General features: G+C 67.8%; 15 protein-coding genes. 3 read left to right on the forward strand and 12 right to left on the reverse strand.

What is annotated here, in order from left to right:
* Positions 1-100: 100 nt before the first annotated feature.
* Positions 101-1,060: a hypothetical protein gene (locus tag ACHAA4_RS04625; protein ID WP_435773022.1), complete on the forward strand. Its 960-nt coding sequence runs from the start codon at positions 101-103 to the stop codon at positions 1,058-1,060.
* Between the two features lie 81 nt (positions 1,061-1,141).
* Here the strand turns inward: ACHAA4_RS04625 and ACHAA4_RS04630 are convergent, their stop codons facing one another.
* Genes ACHAA4_RS04630 through ACHAA4_RS04640 form a run of 3 tightly spaced genes read right to left on the reverse strand, consistent with a single transcriptional unit; the run spans position 1,142 to position 2,752 of the window.
* Positions 1,142-1,783, reverse strand: a complete 642-nt coding sequence (locus ACHAA4_RS04630) for an aminodeoxychorismate/anthranilate synthase component II (RefSeq protein ID WP_435773023.1) — start codon at positions 1,781-1,783, stop codon at positions 1,142-1,144.
* A complete protein-coding gene (locus ACHAA4_RS04635; protein WP_435773024.1) occupies positions 1,780-1,980 on the reverse strand; it encodes a hypothetical protein in 201 nt (66 codons plus the stop codon). The genes ACHAA4_RS04630 and ACHAA4_RS04635 overlap by 4 nt, the downstream gene beginning before the upstream one ends.
* Before the next feature lies 1 nt (position 1,981).
* Complete coding sequence (locus ACHAA4_RS04640; protein ID WP_435773025.1) at positions 1,982-2,752, reverse strand: class E sortase; 771 nt, start codon at positions 2,750-2,752, stop codon at positions 1,982-1,984.
* A 147-nt stretch (positions 2,753-2,899) separates the two neighbouring features.
* On the opposite strand from ACHAA4_RS04640, the gene ACHAA4_RS04645 reads away from it, so the two are divergent.
* Complete coding sequence (locus ACHAA4_RS04645) at positions 2,900-3,196, forward strand: cell division protein CrgA (RefSeq protein ID WP_435773026.1); 297 nt, start codon at positions 2,900-2,902, stop codon at positions 3,194-3,196.
* A gap of 185 nt (positions 3,197-3,381) precedes the next feature.
* Here ACHAA4_RS04645 and ACHAA4_RS04650 read toward each other — a convergent pair whose 3' ends face one another.
* The 9 genes from ACHAA4_RS04650 to ACHAA4_RS04690 all read right to left on the reverse strand — a co-directional run bounded on the left by ACHAA4_RS04650 (position 3,382) and on the right by ACHAA4_RS04690 (position 15,914).
* On the reverse strand, positions 3,382-4,131 hold the full coding sequence (locus ACHAA4_RS04650; RefSeq protein ID WP_435773027.1) for a type 1 glutamine amidotransferase: 750 nt from the start codon (positions 4,129-4,131) through the stop codon (positions 3,382-3,384).
* Positions 4,131-5,444 carry a MurT ligase domain-containing protein gene (locus ACHAA4_RS04655; RefSeq protein ID WP_435773028.1) on the reverse strand — a complete coding sequence of 438 codons (1,314 nt, stop codon included), beginning with the start codon at positions 5,442-5,444 and terminating at the stop codon, positions 4,131-4,133. The genes ACHAA4_RS04650 and ACHAA4_RS04655 overlap by 1 nt, the downstream gene beginning before the upstream one ends.
* A gap of 75 nt (positions 5,445-5,519) precedes the next feature.
* Positions 5,520-7,898, reverse strand: a complete 2,379-nt coding sequence (locus ACHAA4_RS04660; RefSeq protein WP_435773029.1) for a protein kinase domain-containing protein — start codon at positions 7,896-7,898, stop codon at positions 5,520-5,522.
* On the reverse strand, positions 7,895-9,790 hold the full coding sequence (locus tag ACHAA4_RS04665; RefSeq protein ID WP_435773030.1) for a protein kinase domain-containing protein: 1,896 nt from the start codon (positions 9,788-9,790) through the stop codon (positions 7,895-7,897). Before ACHAA4_RS04665 ends, ACHAA4_RS04660 begins: the two co-directional genes overlap by 4 nt.
* Positions 9,787-11,232: a penicillin-binding transpeptidase domain-containing protein gene (locus ACHAA4_RS04670; RefSeq protein ID WP_435773031.1), complete on the reverse strand. Its 1,446-nt coding sequence runs from the start codon at positions 11,230-11,232 to the stop codon at positions 9,787-9,789. Before ACHAA4_RS04670 ends, ACHAA4_RS04665 begins: the two co-directional genes overlap by 4 nt.
* Positions 11,229-12,752, reverse strand: coding sequence for an FtsW/RodA/SpoVE family cell cycle protein (locus ACHAA4_RS04675; protein WP_435773032.1), 1,524 nt, complete (start codon positions 12,750-12,752; stop codon positions 11,229-11,231). The genes ACHAA4_RS04670 and ACHAA4_RS04675 overlap by 4 nt, the downstream gene beginning before the upstream one ends.
* A complete protein-coding gene (locus ACHAA4_RS04680; protein WP_435773033.1) occupies positions 12,749-14,602 on the reverse strand; it encodes a PP2C family protein-serine/threonine phosphatase in 1,854 nt (617 codons plus the stop codon). The genes ACHAA4_RS04675 and ACHAA4_RS04680 overlap by 4 nt, the downstream gene beginning before the upstream one ends.
* A gap of 3 nt (positions 14,603-14,605) precedes the next feature.
* Positions 14,606-15,106 carry an FHA domain-containing protein FhaB/FipA gene (locus tag ACHAA4_RS04685; RefSeq protein WP_435773034.1) on the reverse strand — a complete coding sequence of 167 codons (501 nt, stop codon included), beginning with the start codon at positions 15,104-15,106 and terminating at the stop codon, positions 14,606-14,608.
* Between the two features lie 13 nt (positions 15,107-15,119).
* Positions 15,120-15,914, reverse strand: coding sequence for an FHA domain-containing protein (locus tag ACHAA4_RS04690; protein WP_435773035.1), 795 nt, complete (start codon positions 15,912-15,914; stop codon positions 15,120-15,122).
* 260 nt (positions 15,915-16,174) lie between these two features.
* On the opposite strand from ACHAA4_RS04690, the gene ACHAA4_RS04695 reads away from it, so the two are divergent.
* Positions 16,175-17,551: an ABC transporter substrate-binding protein gene (locus ACHAA4_RS04695; RefSeq protein WP_435773036.1), complete on the forward strand. Its 1,377-nt coding sequence runs from the start codon at positions 16,175-16,177 to the stop codon at positions 17,549-17,551.

The raw sequence follows: 17,551 nt of genomic DNA on the forward strand, positions 1-17,551 counted from the left end.
TCAGGTGGGGGGATGATGAAGGGATGGGCCGTGCCATAGCAGGTCACGAACAGACCACGTAAGCTGATGCCAGCAACCGATCCGGATTCGGAGGACATGCATGTTCGGCAAGAAGAAGAAGCGGAATCACGGCTGGGAGCACCTGGTGCTTGCAGGAGTCGAGACCGCACGTGATTGGACCGCCCCCAAACTGGGTGCGGCAGCAGATTGGGCCGAAGACACCTACCGCAAGGGCGCCCCGAAGGTGCACGACGCTTCGGGACGCGCACTGGGCGCCGTCAATGACAGCGCTTCAGTGGCTGGAAAGAAGATCAAGGAGTACTCCTCGGTCGCCGGCGGCGGCATCTCGTCCCAGTACGAGAAGCTTCCCCCGCAGGCCAAGGCGGAGGTCTCGAAGATCCTCTCCAAGTACGACACTGCCAAGACGCAGTTCGCCACGGAGTATGTCCCGGCCACCTCGGCGAAGCTGGGCGGCTATGCGGACAAGACCGCGAAGCTGATCCACCGCGCTGAGCTTGATCCCCGCGTCGAGAAGGCGCTGATCAAGGCGACCGGTGACAAGAAGATCGTCAAGAAGCTGCGCAAGAGCTCCGAGAACTACGCCAAGGGCGCTGCCAAGACGCTGAAGAAGCAGCAGCGCTCCAACAGCCGGAAGAAGGGTCTGCTGGTCTTCGGACTGGTGGCCGCGGCTGTGACCGCAGGCGTGGCCGCATGGCGCGCGAGCCAGCCGGTGGAGGATCCGTGGAAGAAGCCTGCGCCGGTCACCCGGCCAGCCACCTCCTCCACTGCGGCTCCCAAGCCGGTGACCTCGGCCAAGCCCGCAGGCTCGGCTCCCCAGCCGGCAACGTCGGCGCCGAAGCCGGCTGGCCAGGGCGGTTCGGCAGCGCCGAGCACCGTTGCTGGCACTCCGGCCGCCGCGCCGAAGGCCGCTCCCGATGCCCCCAAGACCTCCGGTGCACCGGAGTCCAAGGCGGGACCCTCGGGAACGACCAACGTCAACGCACAGAACGCGGACGAGGCCAAGGGCAAGAACGTTCCCTCACCGAAGCCAGCCACCTGAGCTGAGCCGCGACGGAGAACGTAGCTGAACACGAGCGGACCTGGCGATCACGCCAGGTCCGCTCGTGTGTCAGCGGGGGCGTCAGCGGATGGGGTTAAGCTTCGCGGCCTGCTCCGCCGCACCGGTCTGTCCCATGGTCTCGAGCCAATTGCCGAGCATCCGGTAGCCGCCCTCGGTGAGCACCGACTCTGGGTGATACTGCATGCCCCAGAGCGGCGCCGTCCGGTGGGCCAGACCCATGATGACCCCGTCCTCGGTGCGAGCGGTGACCTCGAGCACCGCAGGGATGGTCTCCGGGGCCACGGTCAGTGAGTGGTAGCGAGTCGCCACGAAGGTCTCCGGCAGTCCCGCGAAGGAGGCGTGCCCGGTGTGGGTCACCGGGGAGGTCTTGCCGTGCATCAGCTGTTCGGCGTGGGTGACCGTGGCCCCGAAGGCCTCACCCAGTCCCTGGTGTCCCAGACAGACACCCAGCATCGGCTCCTGGGCCTCGGCGCACCAGCGGATCAGCTCCACCGAGACGCCAGCCTCGCCAGGGGTGCCGGGACCGGGGGAGATGAGCACGCCGTCGTGCTCTGCGGCGAGCTTCTTGGCGTCCTCAACCGAGAGGTCGTCATTGCGGATCACGGTCGCCTCCGCGCCGAGCTCGCGCAGGTACCCGACCAGGGTGTAGACGAAGCTGTCGTAGTTGTCGATGACGAGGATGCGGGCCGCGGTGTCACTCATACAGGGGTCCCTTCGGCCCGGCCCAGGGCCGGGAAGGTCATCGATTCAAGGGTGGAGTCATTGAGCGGGCTGTACTGGCTCAGCCAGGGAAAGACGAATTGCATCAGGAGCAGCACGACACCGGCCACGATGACCAGGGCGAGCAGGATCTGCACCCACAGCGGACCGGGGAGCGAGCGGAACAGCCAGGCGTACATCTCAGGATCCTCTCTGGGCGAGGGCGGTCGGGGCCTCGCCGCTCAGTGGCGTAAAGTCCACGAGCTCGGCATGGGTGATCAGCCGCTCACGGTTGGAGAAGAGCGGGTGACACGTGGTGAGGGTCAGCAGCGAGCGGTCAGCCTCGGCCTCCGGCTCGCCGGGCACCGGCAGGATCACCTCTGAGTCCTGGGGCATCACCACATGGGTCTCGTAGACCTCATAGGTGTAGTAGCCGTCGGGGGATTCCACGTAGACCTCGTCCCCGGGGGTGAGCCGGTCCTGGTCGCGCAGCACGTCGCCGTAGGTGAGCCGGTGTCCCGCGACGGCGAAGTTTCCCGGCTCTCCGGGCAGCTGGGTGTCGGGATAGTGTCCCAGTCCGCCGGTGTTCAGGGTCTCGTCATCGACGCCGGAACGCACGGGCGCGGACCAGTCGGCACCGATGGCGGGCGCATAGACCACGGCCATGGCGCCGGAGTCCACGGCGGCCATGTTCTCGGGACAGGCGGCATACTCGCCGTTGGGAAGCTGCTGGCACTCCTCCTGGGACTCCGCCGGTTCCTGCTGATCGTCCTGTTCAGGCTCGGTCTCCAGCTGCTCGATACGGCTGTGGAACTCATCCTCGATCTCCCGGGCGCCGCGGTCCGCGTCGAGCCCGGTCCACCAGATCTCCCACACCACGAAGAGCAGTCCCAGCACGCCCAGAGTGACCAGCAGCTCACCTGTGACACCGAGTATCCGGGCGCCCGCGCCGCGGCCGCGATGTCCTGACATGAATCCTCCGAAGGCTGGGTGGGGCGACCATCACACTCAAACGGTAGAATGGCACGCAGACCACGGCCGTGACCATTCAGGCGCACGACCGTGCACCCATGATACCGAACCGACATCCGTGCCAGATCCAGAGGGGACCGAACCGACGTGGCTGAGTCCAAGCAACGCAAGAACCGCAGGACGCGCGACAAGACCGAGACGAAGAAGTCTCCGTTGAACGACGCCGATCCCAAGGAGCTCAAGGACCTGGGACTCGAGGATGATTCCCTGCCGCTCTGGTACCGCGCGACCATGGTCGGCCTGATGATCCTGGGCCTGCTGTGGCTGATCGTGTACTACATCACTCAGGGCGCCGCGCCGGTGCCCGGCGCCGGGGGCTGGAACATCATCATCGGCTTCAGCATCGCGATGGTCGGTTTCTTCATGACCATGCGCTGGAAGTAGAACCGCGAAGCCAGCGGGGACTGGGCCGACGAGGTGGTCGGCCTCGACGGCAGCCTTACCAGATGCCGATACTGGGGATTCCGGACAGTCACGACCGGATCGGGCCCCTCGAGCGCATCTATCCCGAGCCGGCCTGAGCCCGGCCTGCAGCCGAACCGACGTGAGGCTTGATGGAGCCAGGCGGCTCAGCGGGGTCGCCGGGTCGCCGTCGCCCTGGCCTGCCGGGTGAGCTCCTCGATGGGCTGGTTCGCCCCGGAGGGAGCGATCTGCGCGGCGATGGTCTCGCCGAAGCGGCTCTCTACGGCGCGAGCGATCAGGAAGTCAGCGATCGCAGGGTTCTTCGGCAGCAGCGACCCGTGCAGGTAGCTGCCCACGATGTTCTTCCAGCGCGCCCCTTCGTGGGCATCTTTGGCGTTGTTCCCCTCGCCTTTGGTGACCCGCGCCAGCGGCTGGACCCCGGGACCGAGGTAGGTCTGTCCGGAGTGGTTCTCATAGCCGAGGATCTCCCCGAACTCCTTGGACTCGGCCACCACATTGCCGATCAGCCGGGTGTCGGTGCCCTCGGTCCGCAGGTCGAGGATCCCCACGCCCTTGATCTCGCGACCCTCGCGGGTGCGGAAGGAATGGCCGAAGAGCTGGTAGAGCCCGCAGATCATCAGCATCGGGGTGCCTGAGTCTGCCAGGGCGTGCAGCTTGTCGCCGATGCGCAGCAGGTCCTGCTGGATCTTGTCCTGGCCGCTGTCCTGACCGCCGCCGCCGATGACGATGTCCACCTGCTCCGGGAACTCATCCTCCGGGTCGTAGCTGTGCAGGATCGGCTCGTAGCCGCGCCACTGCAGACGCCGCTGGAGCACCAGCGCGTTGCCGAAGTCTCCGTAGATGTTCATGTCCCGGGGGTAGAGCTGCAGCACATGGATGGGTCTGGACTCGGCCATCAGAAGGCCTCCACTTCGGTATAGGCGCCCAGCAGCTTACGCAGTGCGAGCATGGCGGTGTAGGTGCAGAAGATCCGGGCGGGCTGGCCGGGGTTCTCCTGCAGGAAGCGGGTGAGCGCGAGCTTCAAGTCGGGCTCCACCGCGTCGAAGTCCACCTCGTCGTATTTGAGTCGCAGCGCCATGTCATAGGCGCGGACTCCGGAGATCATGCGCACGCCGTCCTCGGCGAGGGAGGCGAACTCCACGTCCCAGAGCCAGCTCATGTCCCGGCCATCGGCATAGTTGTCGTTGATCGCGATCATCGTGGCCACGCCGCCGGCGGGAAAGGAGCTCAGTCCGAGGCGGAAGCCGGAGGGGTTCTTCACCAGCACCAGGTCCAGCGGACGGCCCTGGACGGTGAGGCTCTCGCCGCGTCCGAAGGCCGGGGAGACCTTGGAGAGCGAATCGATGAGCGCCGGGGCGTCCACGGCGTCGCCCAGCGCCTGGCGGACCACTGCCATCGCGGCCGCGGCGTTGAAGGTGTTGTAGGCGCCGTTGACGGTCAGCGAGGTGGTCACGGACTCGCCGTCCACGGTGAACCTGCCCCCGCCCTCGATCAGCTGCTCCAGGACCACGTCGGCGTGTGGATGCTGCGCCGCGCTCGCGGGTGATGAGTGGAAGTCGTCGTCGCTGGGGAAGTGGCTGCGCAGGGACTCGCTGAGCCCGAAGTAGTCGACCCGCTGGGTGCCCAGGGTCTGGGCGATGGCCCGGACCCTGGGGTCCTCGCGGTTGAGCACCACGGCTTCGACGGTGTGCTGGGCAATGGTGCGCAGCATCCCGGCGGTGGTATCGATCTCGCCGAAGCGGTCGAGCTGATCGCGCATGACGTTGAGCAGAAGGCTGTGGTTCGGGCGCACGGCCTTGACGAAGTGCACCGCGTGGGCCTCGTCGAGCTCCAGCACGGCGATGTCGGCGTCGAGCTTCCCGGAGAGCTTCACCTCCTCGAGGATCGAGGCGACGACGCCGCGGGTGAAGTTGGAGCCGCTGCGGTTGGTGAACACCTTCAGGCCCTGGCCCTGCAGCAGCTCGACGACCATCTTGGTGGTGGTGGTCTTCCCGTTGGTCCCCGAGACCACGATGACGCCTCGGGGCAGCCGGTGCAGTGTTCGGGCGAGGAAATGCGGGTCCAGCTTCTCCACGACGAGCCCCGGGAAGGCTGAGCCGCCGCCGCCGCGCAGCTTCGTCACGGTGCGGGCGGCACGGCCGATGAGCACTGAGCCGACCGAGCCCAGGGCCGAGGCGACGGTGCGCGGTGATGAGGAGAGTCTGGACATGGCGCTGATTATTTCATCTCATTCCTAGGGTGCCGCGCAGCTCGGTGCCGCGTGGTGGTCCGGGTGAACGGCATCTCAGTTGCCGTTGCTGTTGTTCCCGTTGCCGTTGCCGCCGCCGTTGCCGTTCGCGTTGCCGTTGTTCTCGTTCCCGCCGCCACCGTTGCCGTTCCCGCCGCCGGCGCCGTTCCCGGAGTTTGCGGGGGCTTCCTCGGAGTCTGTGGTGGAGTCGTCGTTCGAGCCGCTGTTGGCCTCCGGGGACTGCTCCTCCTCAGGCGATTCCTCGGGCGCGTCGGAGCTTTCGTCCGTGCTTTGCTCGGGCGAGTCATCGTTCCCGTTGCCCGGGGACTCCTCAGGCTCCTCGCTGGGGGACTCCTCAGGCTCTTCGCTGGGGGACTCTTCAGGCTCTTCGCTGGGGGGCTCGGCGGAGCCGTCACCATCATCGGTGTCGGGCGCCGGTTCGGGCGCCGGTTCGGGCGTCGGTTCGGGCGCCGGCTCGGGCGCCTCCTCCGGGGCGACGGCGACGACCAGCGTGACCGTGGACCCCTGCGGGATGTTGTCGCCGGCGACCACCGACGAGCCGTCCACCCGCTGGCCCACCACGGTGCCTTCACCGTAGTCGGTGCGCTCGTCTTCGACGGTGGCCACGTTCAGCCCGAGGGTCTCCAGGGTCGTCCGCGCGTCGGTGACGCTGCGCTCGAAGACTCCCGGCATCGTCACCAGACCGGTGGAGAGCACCAGGTTCACCTCGGATCCGGGCGCCACCGAGGAGCCGGAATCTGGGTCGGTGCTGATCAATGTGTCGGCTTCGATGCTCGGGTGGTTCTCCTGGCTGATCTCGCCGACCTCCAGGCCCACCTCTTCGAGCGCCTCACGGACCTCGTCCTCCGAGGAGCCTTGGAGGCCGTCCGGGACGCGCACGCTCTCGGCGCCGGTGGAGATGTAGAGCACCACGGCGCTGTCGGGCTCCACCGTGGTCTCCGCCTCGGGGTCGGTGCGGATCGCGAGGTCCTCGTCGATCTCGGGATGGGCCTCGGTCTCCACGGTCGGGTTCAGGTTCGCGGCGTTCAGCTCCTCGAGCGCCTCGTCCTCTTCCATTCCGGTCACATCCGGGATGGAGACCTCCGGATTGTCGAGCATGCTCATCAGCGCCCAGGTGCCGCCTCCGGCCAGCGCGAGGATCAGCAGGGCCCAGATCAGGATCAGGCCCCCACGACGACGACGCGGCCGTTCCTGGGGCTGGTCATAGCCCTGGTAGAGATCCGGGTCCTCGGGGGTGCGGGCCGAGAGCTGCGGGGACTGCGAGACGGCGCCTGCGGCGAGAACCTGGTTGAAGTCCTGACGCCCGCCGATGGCCGCCATCGCGGCGGTGGGCTGGTCCTCGTCGTCCACGCCGATCCCGATCACCGCATTCTGGATGGCCTGATTGAACTCGTCGGCCGTCTGGAACCGGTACGCCGGATCTTTGGTGAGAGCCTTGCCCACCACCGACTCCATCGCGGGGCTGACCTTGGCATTGAAGTCGCTGACCATCGGCGCTTCCTCGCGCACGTGCTGGTAGGCCACGGAGACGGGAGACTCACCTTGGAAGGGCGGACGGTTGGTGAGCAGCTCGAAGAGCACGCAGCCAGCCGAGTAGAGGTCCGAACGGTGGTCGACCACTTCGCCGCGCGCCTGTTCGGGGGAGAGGTACTGCGCGGTGCCGACCACCGCGGAGGTCTGGGTCATCGTGGAGGCGGAGTCGGCCAGGGCCCGCGCGATGCCGAAGTCCATGACCTTGATCTGCCCGGTCTGGGAGACCATCACGTTGGAGGGCTTGATGTCGCGGTGGACGATGCCCTTCTCGTGGCTGTATCCCAGGGCGCCGAGGATCCCGTGCATGTAGCCTGCGGTCTCCCGCTCGGAGAGCGGCGTGTTCAGTGCATGATCGATCTTCGACTGCAGCTGTGAGCCGACCTGCGCGGCAGGGAGGTGATCCTCGCCGTCGTGGACCCGGCCTGTGTCACCCAGGGCCAGGACGTCGTCGTCGGTCTCCCCGGTCGGGGCATTGTTGCTGGACTCGGCAGTTATCCGGGTCTGTTCGTCGTCGACGTCGGCGGTGTCGGTGACCCGGGGGGTGCCGTGCAGGATGTGCCGCAGGGTGACCCCGTCGACGTACTCCATGACGATGAACGGGGTCTTGATCTCGTGGTGGGCCTGGTCCTCGACCTGGGCGCGGCCGGAGTCGTAGACGGCGACGATGTTGGGGTGGTTCAGCGAAGCTGAGGACTGGCCCTCGCGACGGAAGCGACCCTGGAACTGCGGGTCCCGGGCCAGGTCAGGGCGCAGCATCTTGACCGCGACCTTGCGGTCCAGGGTGAGGTCATGGCCGAGGTAGACATCGGCCATCCCGCCGCGGCCGATCAGCGATGTGATTCGGTAGCGGTTGTTGAGGACGCGCTCTGCATTCTCGGTCATGTGTCGGTTCCTGTCTCCGATCCTGGCTCATCCTCGGCGGAGAAGCCAGCCCGGTTCGGATCCTCGGTGCTCTCCGGGCCGGACTCGACACCGGCCTGGTCATCCTGAGGTGCTGCGTCTTCGGCGGCGTCGTTGGGATCCGGCTGGGTCGCCTCAGGAGCACCCTCCGCCTCGTCCGGCGTCTCGGGCGAGGGAGTGGGGGCTGGGGTGGTGCCAGGATCGGGTTCCTGCTGGTCCTGCTGCCCGGTGTCGTCCTGCCCGTTGCCGTCCTGTCCAGTGTCGTCCTGGCCGGTCTCGCCCGGCTCAGCACCGTTCTGGCCCGATTCGTTGCCCTGCCCACCGTCGCCCTGCCCGCCGTCCTGCTGCCCGCCGTCCTGGACGCCGGGCGCCTGGTCCTGGGGCGCGGGGTCTTCGGGCGCGGGGTCGCCGGCACCTGCGGAGTAAAGCACTGTGACGGTGGATCCCACCGGGACGCTGCCGGTCGGCGTGATCCCAGTGACCACCCCGGCTGGCTGGCCGGAGGCGACGGCCTCGGACTGGACCTCGAGCCCTGCCGCCTGCAGGCGCGCCGTCGTCTCGTCCAGGGAGAGCCCGAGGAAGTCGCTCTCGGCGATCTCCACGACCTCGGCACCCGGAGTGAGAGTCTCGGTGACGGTCGGGGTCGGCGTGGGCTCGTCCTCGCCGTTGCTGCCGCCGAGCTGGGGGAAGAACCAGGACCCGATCAGGGCGAGGAGCACCAGCACCAGCAGCGCGATGAGCGGCCAGTACCACCGGCGACCCCCGTGGAGTCGACGCTGCTCCTTCTGCGCACCGGACTCGGGCGTGTCACTGCCCGCACTGGGGCGCGCCTGCGCGACGCCGGCCGCTGCGGGAGCGGCGCCATACTGAGCAGTGTTCTCCGGAGCCTGGGCCGGCTGCTCCGGGGTGCGCGCCGAGGGGGCTCGGCTTGCGCCTGGGACGACGGCGGTCGGGGTGGTGTCGGCCCGGGGGATCGCGGTGGTCGCGTCCGCGTCGGGCTCGGCGCCGTCCAGATGCGCGGCCATGGCGGGCACCGCCTTCAGCGCGGACTCGGTGTCATGGCGCAGCAGAGCGTCGGCTGCCTCGGCGAGCTTGGTCGCGGTCAGCGGCCGCTTGCCGGGGTCCTTCTCCAGCATCGACATGATAAGCGCGCGCACCCCTTCAGGGACGCTGTCCGGCAGCGTCGGAGGCGGCTCGTTGACCTGCTTGAGCGCGATCGCGATCTGCGACTCCCCGGTGAACGGGCGGTGCCCCACCAGAGCCTCATAGCCGATGATGCCCAGAGCGTAGATGTCCGAGGAGCCGGTGGCGTGCTGACCGGTGGCCTGCTCGGGGGAGAGGTACTGGACGGTGCCCATGACCTGTCCGGTGGCGGTCAGCGGCACCTGATCTGCCAGCCGGGCGATGCCGAAGTCGGTGATCTTCACCCGCCGGGTGGGGGTGATCAGCAGATTTCCGGGCTTGACGTCGCGGTGGACCAGGCCCTGGTCATGGGCGACCTGCAGGGCGCGACCGGTCTGGGCGATGATCGAGAGGGTCTTCTCCCAGGACAGCGTCTTGTCGGTCTCGAGCAGGACCGAGAGCGGGCGCCCCGGGACGAGCTCCATGACCAGGTAGCCGGAGCCCGACTGCTCGCCGTAGTCGTAGATGTCAGCGATGCCGGGGTGGTTGAGCAGCGCGGTGTGGCGCGCCTCGGCCCGGAACCGGCGCAGGAACGCCTCATCCCCGGTGTACTCCTCTTTGAGGATCTTGATCGCCACGGTACGTCCGAGCACCTGGTCAGAGGCCTTCCAGACCTCGCCCATGCCGCCGATGGCGATGCGTTCGGTGAGCTGATAGCGCTCACCCATCAGGATGCCGACCACGGGCCTCATTCGATCGCCGCCTCGAGCATCGTCAGCATCTGGGGCGCAGTGAGGGAGGACCCGGTGTCGAAGTCGATCCGCTCATAGGCCACGGTGACCGCGTACTGCGGGTCATCGGCGGGCGCGAACCCGGTGATCCACGAGTTGACCTGCCCGGTGTCGCCGACCTCGGCGGTGCCGGTCTTGGCCGCGACCTGGAAGCTCTGCGTCTGCGCACGGGTGGCGGTGCCGGACTCCACCACGCCCACCATCATCTCGGTGATCTCGTCGGCCACCTCGCCGGAGGTCACCTCGGAGAGCGTCTCAGGCTCAGAGGCCGTGAGCAGCTGCAGATCAGAGCCGCGGATCGCGTCGACCAGGTTCGGCTTCATCAGCGTGCCGTCATTGGCGATCGCGGCAGCGACCATGTTCATCTGCAGCGGTGTGGAGGTCACGTCGAACTGGCCGATGGAGGACTGGGCCAGGGCGGCGTCGGAGAGGTCTTCGGGGAAGTTCGAGGTCTCCACGCGCAGCGGGATGCCCAGGTCTCCGGAGTTGAACCCGAAGGCCTCGGCGCTGTCCTGGATGGGACCCTGCCCGAGGTCCATGGCGGCCTCGGCGAACGGGGTGTTGCAGGACTGCGCCACGATCCAGGAGAGCTCGGCCTGGGGCCGCTGCGCGCAGATGCCGCGACCGAAGTTCTCCAGCTGGGTGTTCGAGTCCGGCAGGGTGATCGAGTTCGGGTTGGCCAGGACCGTGTCCGCCTCGTAGTCACCGGACTCCAGCATCGCGACGAGGTCCACGAGCTTGAAGACGGAGCCCGGCGCGAGGGTGCTGGAGATGGCCCGGGAGGTGTAGCGCAGGTCCGGGTCGGTCTCCAGCCGTTCCTGGTTCGCCACCAGCTCGGTGGAGTCCTGGACCGCGAGGAGGTTGTTGTCGTAGCTGGGCTTGGCGGCCATGGCCTTGATGTCGCCGGTGGCGATCTCGCTGACGATGATGCTCCCGCGGGTGCCGTCAGGGATCTGGTCGTAGGCGAGCTGCTGCAGCTCGGAGTCCAGAGTCAGCTCGACCTGGCCGCCGTCCATCGTGTCGCCGGTGAAGACCGAGGTGATCCGGTCGAAGAACTGGCTGTCGGACTGTCCTGAGAGGTATTCGTTCAGAGTGCCTTCGAGTCCGGTGGGGTTGGCGGCGATGGAGTAGGTGCCGGTGATCCCGGAGTAGAGCTCGGGCTCGTTGTAGACGCGCTGGTAGTCGAAGCTGGAGTTCTCCGAGGGGACCGATTCGGCGATGGCTGCGCCGTCCACGGTGATCGCCCCACGCGGCGCGCCGCGGTCCTCATAGACCTGGCGCACGTTGTTGGGGTTGGCGTTGAGCTCGTCGGTCATGGCCACCTGGATGATCGACAGCGCGACGAAGAGGGTGATGAACAGGCCGACGGAGACGACCCAGGTGTGACGGATGGCGTTGTTCATTTCGTCCCTCCCTGGTCGGCTGGGGCCTGCTGGTCAGCTGGGGTGTGGTTCAGACGGGTCTGGTCGTCGTCGTGGTGCCGTTGCGCACTGTGCCGGTGCACCGCGCTCTCGCGGGCTCCAGGCCCGTCCGAGTGCTGCAGCCGGGACTCGATCCCGGAGGAGGACTCCCCGGTCACCTTGACCATCGGGCCCACGATCACCGGTTGCCGCGCGGAGTGCGAGATCAGCAGGAGCACCGCGACGATCAGCCAGTTCGCCAGCAGCGCGGACCCGCCTGCGGCGAGGAACGGCGTAGCCAGGCCGGTCATCGGGATCACCCGGGTGAGGCCGCCGACGACGACGAAGACCTGCAGCACCAGCACGACGGCGAGGCCCACCGCGAGCAGCTTGCCAAAGGTGTCGCGGGTGCCCAGTCCGGCGCGCATGTAGCGGCTGAAGAGCAGGAGGTAGAGCAGCAGCATCGCGGAGAGCCCGATGAAGCCGAGCTCCTCGCCGAAGGCTGCGATGATCATGTCCGAGTTCGCCAGCGAGACCATGTTCGGATTGCCCGAGCCCAGGCCGGTGCCGACGAGTCCGCCGTGGGCGAGGCCGAAGAGGCCCTGCACCACCTGGTAGGAGCCGCCGAAGGTGCGCTCGTAGATGTCCTGGTCGAAGGCGTTGAGCCAGATCTCGACCCGGTCGCGGAAGTGCCCGACGAACTGGTAGGCCAGGGCGGCGCCGATGAGCATGAAGACCGCGCCGATGGCGATCCAGGAGAACCTCGAGGTGGCCACGTAGATCACCGCGACGAAGAGGCCGAAGAACATCAGCGCGTTGCCGAGGTCGTTCTGCACCACGAGCACACCGATAGCGATGATCCAGGCGATGAACATCGGGGCGAGGTCGCGGAGTCGCGGGAAGGTCACGGGTCCGACCTTGCGGCCTGCCAGCAGGATCAGGTCGCGGTTGTTGGCCAGGAATCCGGCGAAGAAGACGGCCAGGGTGATCTTGGCGATCTCACTGGGCTGGAAGGAGGCCGGTCCGAGGGTCACCCAGATCCTGGCCCCGTTCAGCTCCTGGCCCAGTCCGGGCACGATCGGCAGGAAGAGCAGCACGACGCTGACGGCGAGTGAGATGTAGGTCAGCTGCCGGAGCCGGCGGTGGTCTCGGAGCAGCCACAGCAGCACGATGGCGGCCACGATCGAGACGCCGGTCCACAGCAGCTGCCGATCGGCCACCCCGGAGTAGGAGGGGGTGAAGTCGAGCCTGTGGATCATCGCGATGCCGAGCCCGTTGAGGGTCACCACGATCGGGAGGATGAAGGGGTCCGCGTATTTCGCGCGCAGTCGCAGCACCACGTGGAACGCAAGGACAAGTCCGGCGAAGACGGCACCTTCCACGTAGTAGTCGGTGGTGATCGGTTCGTCGAGGGCGAGCGCCACCAGGAACTGGGAGCCGACGGCCACGGTGAGGGCCATCAGCAGCAGCACCAGCTCGAGGTTCCTGCGAGGCTTGTACACCTGCTGTGCTGCTGCGTTCACTGGTCACCTCCCTGATTCTCGGCTGGCTGGTCCTGGGTTGGCTCATCATCGGGTTCATCGGCCGGTGCGTCGGTGGGCTCCTCGGCCTCATCCTCGCTCGGCTCGTCCTCGGTGCCGGATTCCTGCGGGTCGGCGTTCGTCTCGGCCATCGCGCGCAGCTGGTCCACGATGTGTTCGGCATGATCGCGGTCGTCGGCGGCGATGCCCCGCTCGACCCGTTCACGGTGGTACGCGGTGAGGTCCGCCAGGGCGATCTCGGCGTGCTCGTCGACCTCGGAGAGCCGGATCGGGCCCAGGGACTGAGAGACGCCGCTGTAGATGGCGACCTCGCCCTCGTCCTCACCCACGTAGTACTGGGTCTGGGTCCAGACATAGCCGAGAAAGGTGATGACGGCGACCAGCACCGCCAGCAGCGCCACGAAGGTGGGCAGGAACCAGGAGCTGCGACGACGCGTGGTCTGCAGCGCCTCGAGCTCCTCCTCATCGAGGACGAGCTGCTCCTCCTCGATGCTCTCGGGGTCTTCTGCGAGACCTGCGCCCGCGCGGTGCGGCCCGGAGTCGCCGGAGGATGCTGAATCGGTGGAGGACGGTGAGTCCCTGGAGGTCTGCACGGCAGGGGCGTCGGGGGCACCGGCGTCCGGCTGGTCCGTGGACTGCCCGTCGGCGGTAGCTGTCCCCGCGGCGCCCGCGGCGGTCTGGGCGGCAGTCCCGGCGCCGGAGTCGCCCCTGTCCTGGGCCTGCCGGCCGGTCGCGGAGGCGTCGTCGGGGTGCTCTTCGAGCAGCTCGGAGTAGGTGTGGCGCACGGGGCGCAGGGGCTGGCCGGTGAGCAGCGAGGCCATCGGGTGCTCATCTACATTGCGCCCTACCACCGGGATCGTGCCGGTCTCGGCGGCCTTGTTCGCGGCACCGACGAGCAGGTGCGGGCGTGCGCCGAGCTTCTTGCGCACCATCGCGGCGGAGAGCGGGGAGAGCGAGTCTTCGTCGTCGTGGTCGGAGAAGGCCTCGGAGTTGACCACCGGGACCACGTCGAGCTCGATGGTGGCATCGGCCCCGCCGTAGTTGGTGCTGGCGGCGGCCACGGCGGCTTCGCTCAGCGGCAGATCGTCGCTGGGAGCCAGGGCCGCCTCGTCGGCCTCGACGACCTCCAGGCAGACCACCGTGACATTGTCCGGGGCGCCCCCGCCGAGGGTGAGGTCGACCAGGTCATCGACGATCGATTCCAGGCTCTGGGTGGAGCGCAGCTTCTGCTCGATCAGTCGTTCGGAGACCACCGCGTTGAGCCCGTCGGAGCACAGCAGCCAGCGCTCGCCGGACTCCAGCGGGAAGGAGGTGATGTCCAGCTCGGGGGAGGCGTCGACGTCGCCGAGCACGCGCATCAGCACGTTCTTGTGCGGATGGTACTCGGCCTGGTCGGGATCCAGCCGGCCTTCGTCCACCAGTCGCTGGACGAAGGTGTGGTCCTTGCTGACCTGCCGGAAGCGTCCGCGCTTGAGCCGGTAGGCCCGGGAGTCACCGATGTGGGCGAACTGCAGCCGGTCCGCGGTGATCAGCAGCGAGGTGATGGTGGTGCCCATGCCGGCAAGCTTGGGGTTGGCCTTGACCAGCTTGTTCAGGAAGGAGTTCGCGGTCTGGATCTCATCTGGCAGCACCGTGTCGGGGTCGGCGAATCCGCGCGTGTCCAGATGCGCCAGGTCCAGCACCGTGGAGGCTGAGGCGACGTCGCCGCCGGCGTGGCCGCCCATGCCGTCTGCGACCACGGCGAAATAACGACCCGCGTAGCCGGAGTCGTCGTTCTTGGAGCGCACGGCACCGGTGTCGGAGCGCGCTGCGAAGCGGAATACCAGAGCCACGGGCTAGGTCCTCAGCTCCAGGACGGTCTTGCCGATGCGGATGCGATCCCCGGGCTCCACGGTGGAGGCGCGGGTGAGCTGCTCGTCACCGAGCCAGGTTCCGTTGGTGGAGCCCAGATCCTCGAGGAACCAGCGCGATCCCTGCGGAAAGAGCCTGGCGTGCTTGCCGGAGGCGTAGTCGTCATCGAGGACCAGGGTGCATTCCTGCGCCCGGCCCATCATGATCGAGGCGGAGCCGAGCGGAAGCTCGGTCCCGGCCAGCGGTCCCTCGCTGACCAGCAGGCGCCGGGGTCGTGGACGCTGCGCAGGACCGGAGTTGCTGGCGCCCGCAGGGGCGGGCGGTCCGCTGCGCGGGGAGGGCGCCGGGTGCGGAGCAGCGGCTCGGGCCCGGGAACGCTTGGAGATGGTCATGTCCCGGCCCTGCGCGGCGATGATCGAGAGGATCAGGATCCAGAGCAGCAGCAGCACGCCGAACTGCAGCACCGTGACAGCAAGTTCACTCATGTCCCGGTGTCCTTCAGCCCTGGCGGAAGCGCAGGCGCGCGTTGCCGAGCGAGATAAGGGCGCCGTCGATGAGCTGGACCTTCGGGGAGTCGCTGGTGAGCTGCTCGCCGTCCACGTAGGAGCCGTTGGTGGAGCCCAGATCGCGGGCGTACCACGCGCCGCCGGAGCGGAAGAGCTCCAGGTGCTTGCGGGAGACCCCGGTGTCGGGGACGGTGACGTCCGCCGAGGTGGAGCGGCCGATCACCGTGGAGTCCGGGCGCAGCGGGTAGGTCTGCTCCTCGTACTCCAGGCTCGCGGTGGGCTGCGCGGACGGCGACGAAGCCGGCGCGGGCGGACGCGGGGTCACCGTGGGCTGGGACATCGTGGATGGAAGCGGTGCCGCGGCGCTGGGGCCGGCAGCCGGGGAGGATTGCTGGGGCGCGACCGGTCCGGACTGTGGGTCCTTGTCGGTGCGTGATTCGATGCTCAGCTGACCACGCTTGAGCTCGGTGTTCTTCACGAACGTCGCCTTCACCGGGCCCAGCAGGGTGTATCCCTGGGATTCGGCGTGGCGCAGGATCTCCTCGCAGAGCTCCTCGGCCAGGGCGACTCCGTACTTCTTGGCTTCGGTGAAGTCCTCAGCGGCGAGTCGGATCTTGTACAGGTTCGGCGCCAGGTTCTGACCCTCAGCGATGGTCTTGGACTCTCGGTCCATATGCCGGCGTACGGCGGTCGCGATCTCCACGGGTCCGAGACTCCCTCCTCGTCCTGAGAAGGCACCGCGGACGGCCTTTTCGATGCCGCGTTCAAGGTTGTCTAGCAGTCCCACCGGCACCTCCTTCTACTGATGAATGTGTGCCCAGCCTCCGCATGGCTGCGTCGTGAGGTGGGCAAGATGACCTGAGTCTACTGTCTCACCTCTGCTCCGTGCGGCTCACCCGGCACTCTGCCGGGCACGGAATTGGGCGAAAAGAACTGTGACTCTTGCCACAATCACGCCGGGGGTGCTACTTTCTTCTCACCGTGAGAGCGCTCTCATACGATGCTTCGGAGATCCGCTCGCACCCCACTTCTAAGGAGACATCTGTGATGAGGACTACTGATCATGCGGAGGGCAACGCCTCCGCAGCGGCCCGTCCGGGCCGGCGGCCGACGTCGGCCCGCAGCCGGCGGCGTCATCCCCGGGTCCTGCAGGGGGTCGCGCTGACCTCGGTGCTGGCGCTGGCCCTGACCGCCTGCGGCGGTGCCGCCGACGGCGGCGACGACGAGGACGGCGGCGCGGCCGAGGGAGAGGACGTCACCCTGAGCGTGACGACCTTCAACGAGTTCGGCTACGAGGAGCTCTTCGAGGAGTACGAGGAGCTCAACGACAACGTCACCATCGAGCACAACAAGATCGACACCGCGGAGAACGCCCGTGACTCGCTGCGCAACAGCCTCGGCGCCGGACAGGGCGCCTCGGACATCGAGCCGCTGGAGGTGGACTGGCTCGCAGAGTTCAAGCAGTACCCGGATCGTTTCGAGGACCTCTCGGACCCCGAGGTCGAGGGACGGTGGCTGGACTGGAAGCACGAGGATGCGCTGCTCGAGGACGGCAGCCTCATCGGCTACGGCACCGACAGCGGCCCGCAGGCCGTCTGCTACCGGGCCGACCTGTTCGAGGAGGCCGGGCTCCCCACCGATCGTGAAGAGGTCGCTGACTTCCTCGGTGACACCTGGGAGGACTACTTCGCAGCCGGAGAGGAGTTCGTCGCCGCGTCTGACTCCGCCTGGTACTCCGGCTCCGACAACATCTGGCAGGGCATGATCAACCAGGTCGAGGTGCCCTTCCAGGATGAGAGCGGCGAGATCATCGCCGACACGAACCCTGAGGTGAAGGACCTCTACGACCAGCTGCTCGAGGCCTCCGTGGACAACGAGCTCTCCGCCGGGCTGACCCAGTGGAGCGGCGACTGGGCGGATGCCTTCCAGCGCGAGGAGACCTTCGCGACCATGATGTGCCCGGGCTGGATGCTGGGCATCATCGAGGGCAACGCCGCGGAGGTCGAGGGCTGGGACATCGCCAACACCTTCCCGGGCGGCGGCGGCAACTGGGGCGGGTCTTACCTGACCGTGCCGTCCCAGGGCGAGAACGTCGAGGCGGCCAAGGAGCTGGCCAAGTGGCTCACCGCTCCGGAACAGCAGCTGAAGGCCTTCGAGGTGGTCAACGCCTTCCCGTCCACTGTGGACGCGCTGGAGTCCGAGGAGCTGCTCTCGGCCACCAACGAGTTCTTCAACGACGCGCCCACCGGGGAGATCCTGGCCGAACGCGCCGAGGCCGTGGAGACCCAGCCGCTCAAGGGCACCGACTATCTGACCATCAACGTGGCGATCCAGGACGCGATCAACCGGGTCGACGTCGACGGCTCCGATGATCCGGAGTCCTCCTGGGAGAAGTTCGTCAACGACATGGAAGCCCTGCGCTGA

This window comes from Nesterenkonia maliinae (assembly GCF_051262655.1).
Taxonomy (GTDB): domain Bacteria; phylum Actinomycetota; class Actinomycetes; order Actinomycetales; family Micrococcaceae; genus Nesterenkonia.

Coding starts and splice junctions, on each gene's coding strand:
- ACHAA4_RS04695 (WP_435773036.1), top strand. CDS start 16,175: ATGAGGACTACTGATCATGCGGAGGGCAACGCCTCCGCAGCGGCCCGT.
- ACHAA4_RS04625 (WP_435773022.1), top strand. CDS start 101: ATGTTCGGCAAGAAGAAGAAGCGGAATCACGGCTGGGAGCACCTGGTG.
- ACHAA4_RS04685 (WP_435773034.1), bottom strand. CDS start 15,106: ATGAGTGAACTTGCTGTCACGGTGCTGCAGTTCGGCGTGCTGCTGCTG.
- ACHAA4_RS04665 (WP_435773030.1), bottom strand. CDS start 9,790: ATGAGGCCCGTGGTCGGCATCCTGATGGGTGAGCGCTATCAGCTCACC.
- ACHAA4_RS04650 (WP_435773027.1), bottom strand. CDS start 4,131: ATGGCCGAGTCCAGACCCATCCATGTGCTGCAGCTCTACCCCCGGGAC.
- ACHAA4_RS04640 (WP_435773025.1), bottom strand. CDS start 2,752: ATGTCAGGACATCGCGGCCGCGGCGCGGGCGCCCGGATACTCGGTGTC.
- ACHAA4_RS04655 (WP_435773028.1), bottom strand. CDS start 5,444: ATGTCCAGACTCTCCTCATCACCGCGCACCGTCGCCTCGGCCCTGGGC.
- ACHAA4_RS04660 (WP_435773029.1), bottom strand. CDS start 7,898: ATGACCGAGAATGCAGAGCGCGTCCTCAACAACCGCTACCGAATCACA.
- ACHAA4_RS04670 (WP_435773031.1), bottom strand. CDS start 11,232: ATGAACAACGCCATCCGTCACACCTGGGTCGTCTCCGTCGGCCTGTTC.
- ACHAA4_RS04635 (WP_435773024.1), bottom strand. CDS start 1,980: ATGTACGCCTGGCTGTTCCGCTCGCTCCCCGGTCCGCTGTGGGTGCAG.
- ACHAA4_RS04630 (WP_435773023.1), bottom strand. CDS start 1,783: ATGAGTGACACCGCGGCCCGCATCCTCGTCATCGACAACTACGACAGC.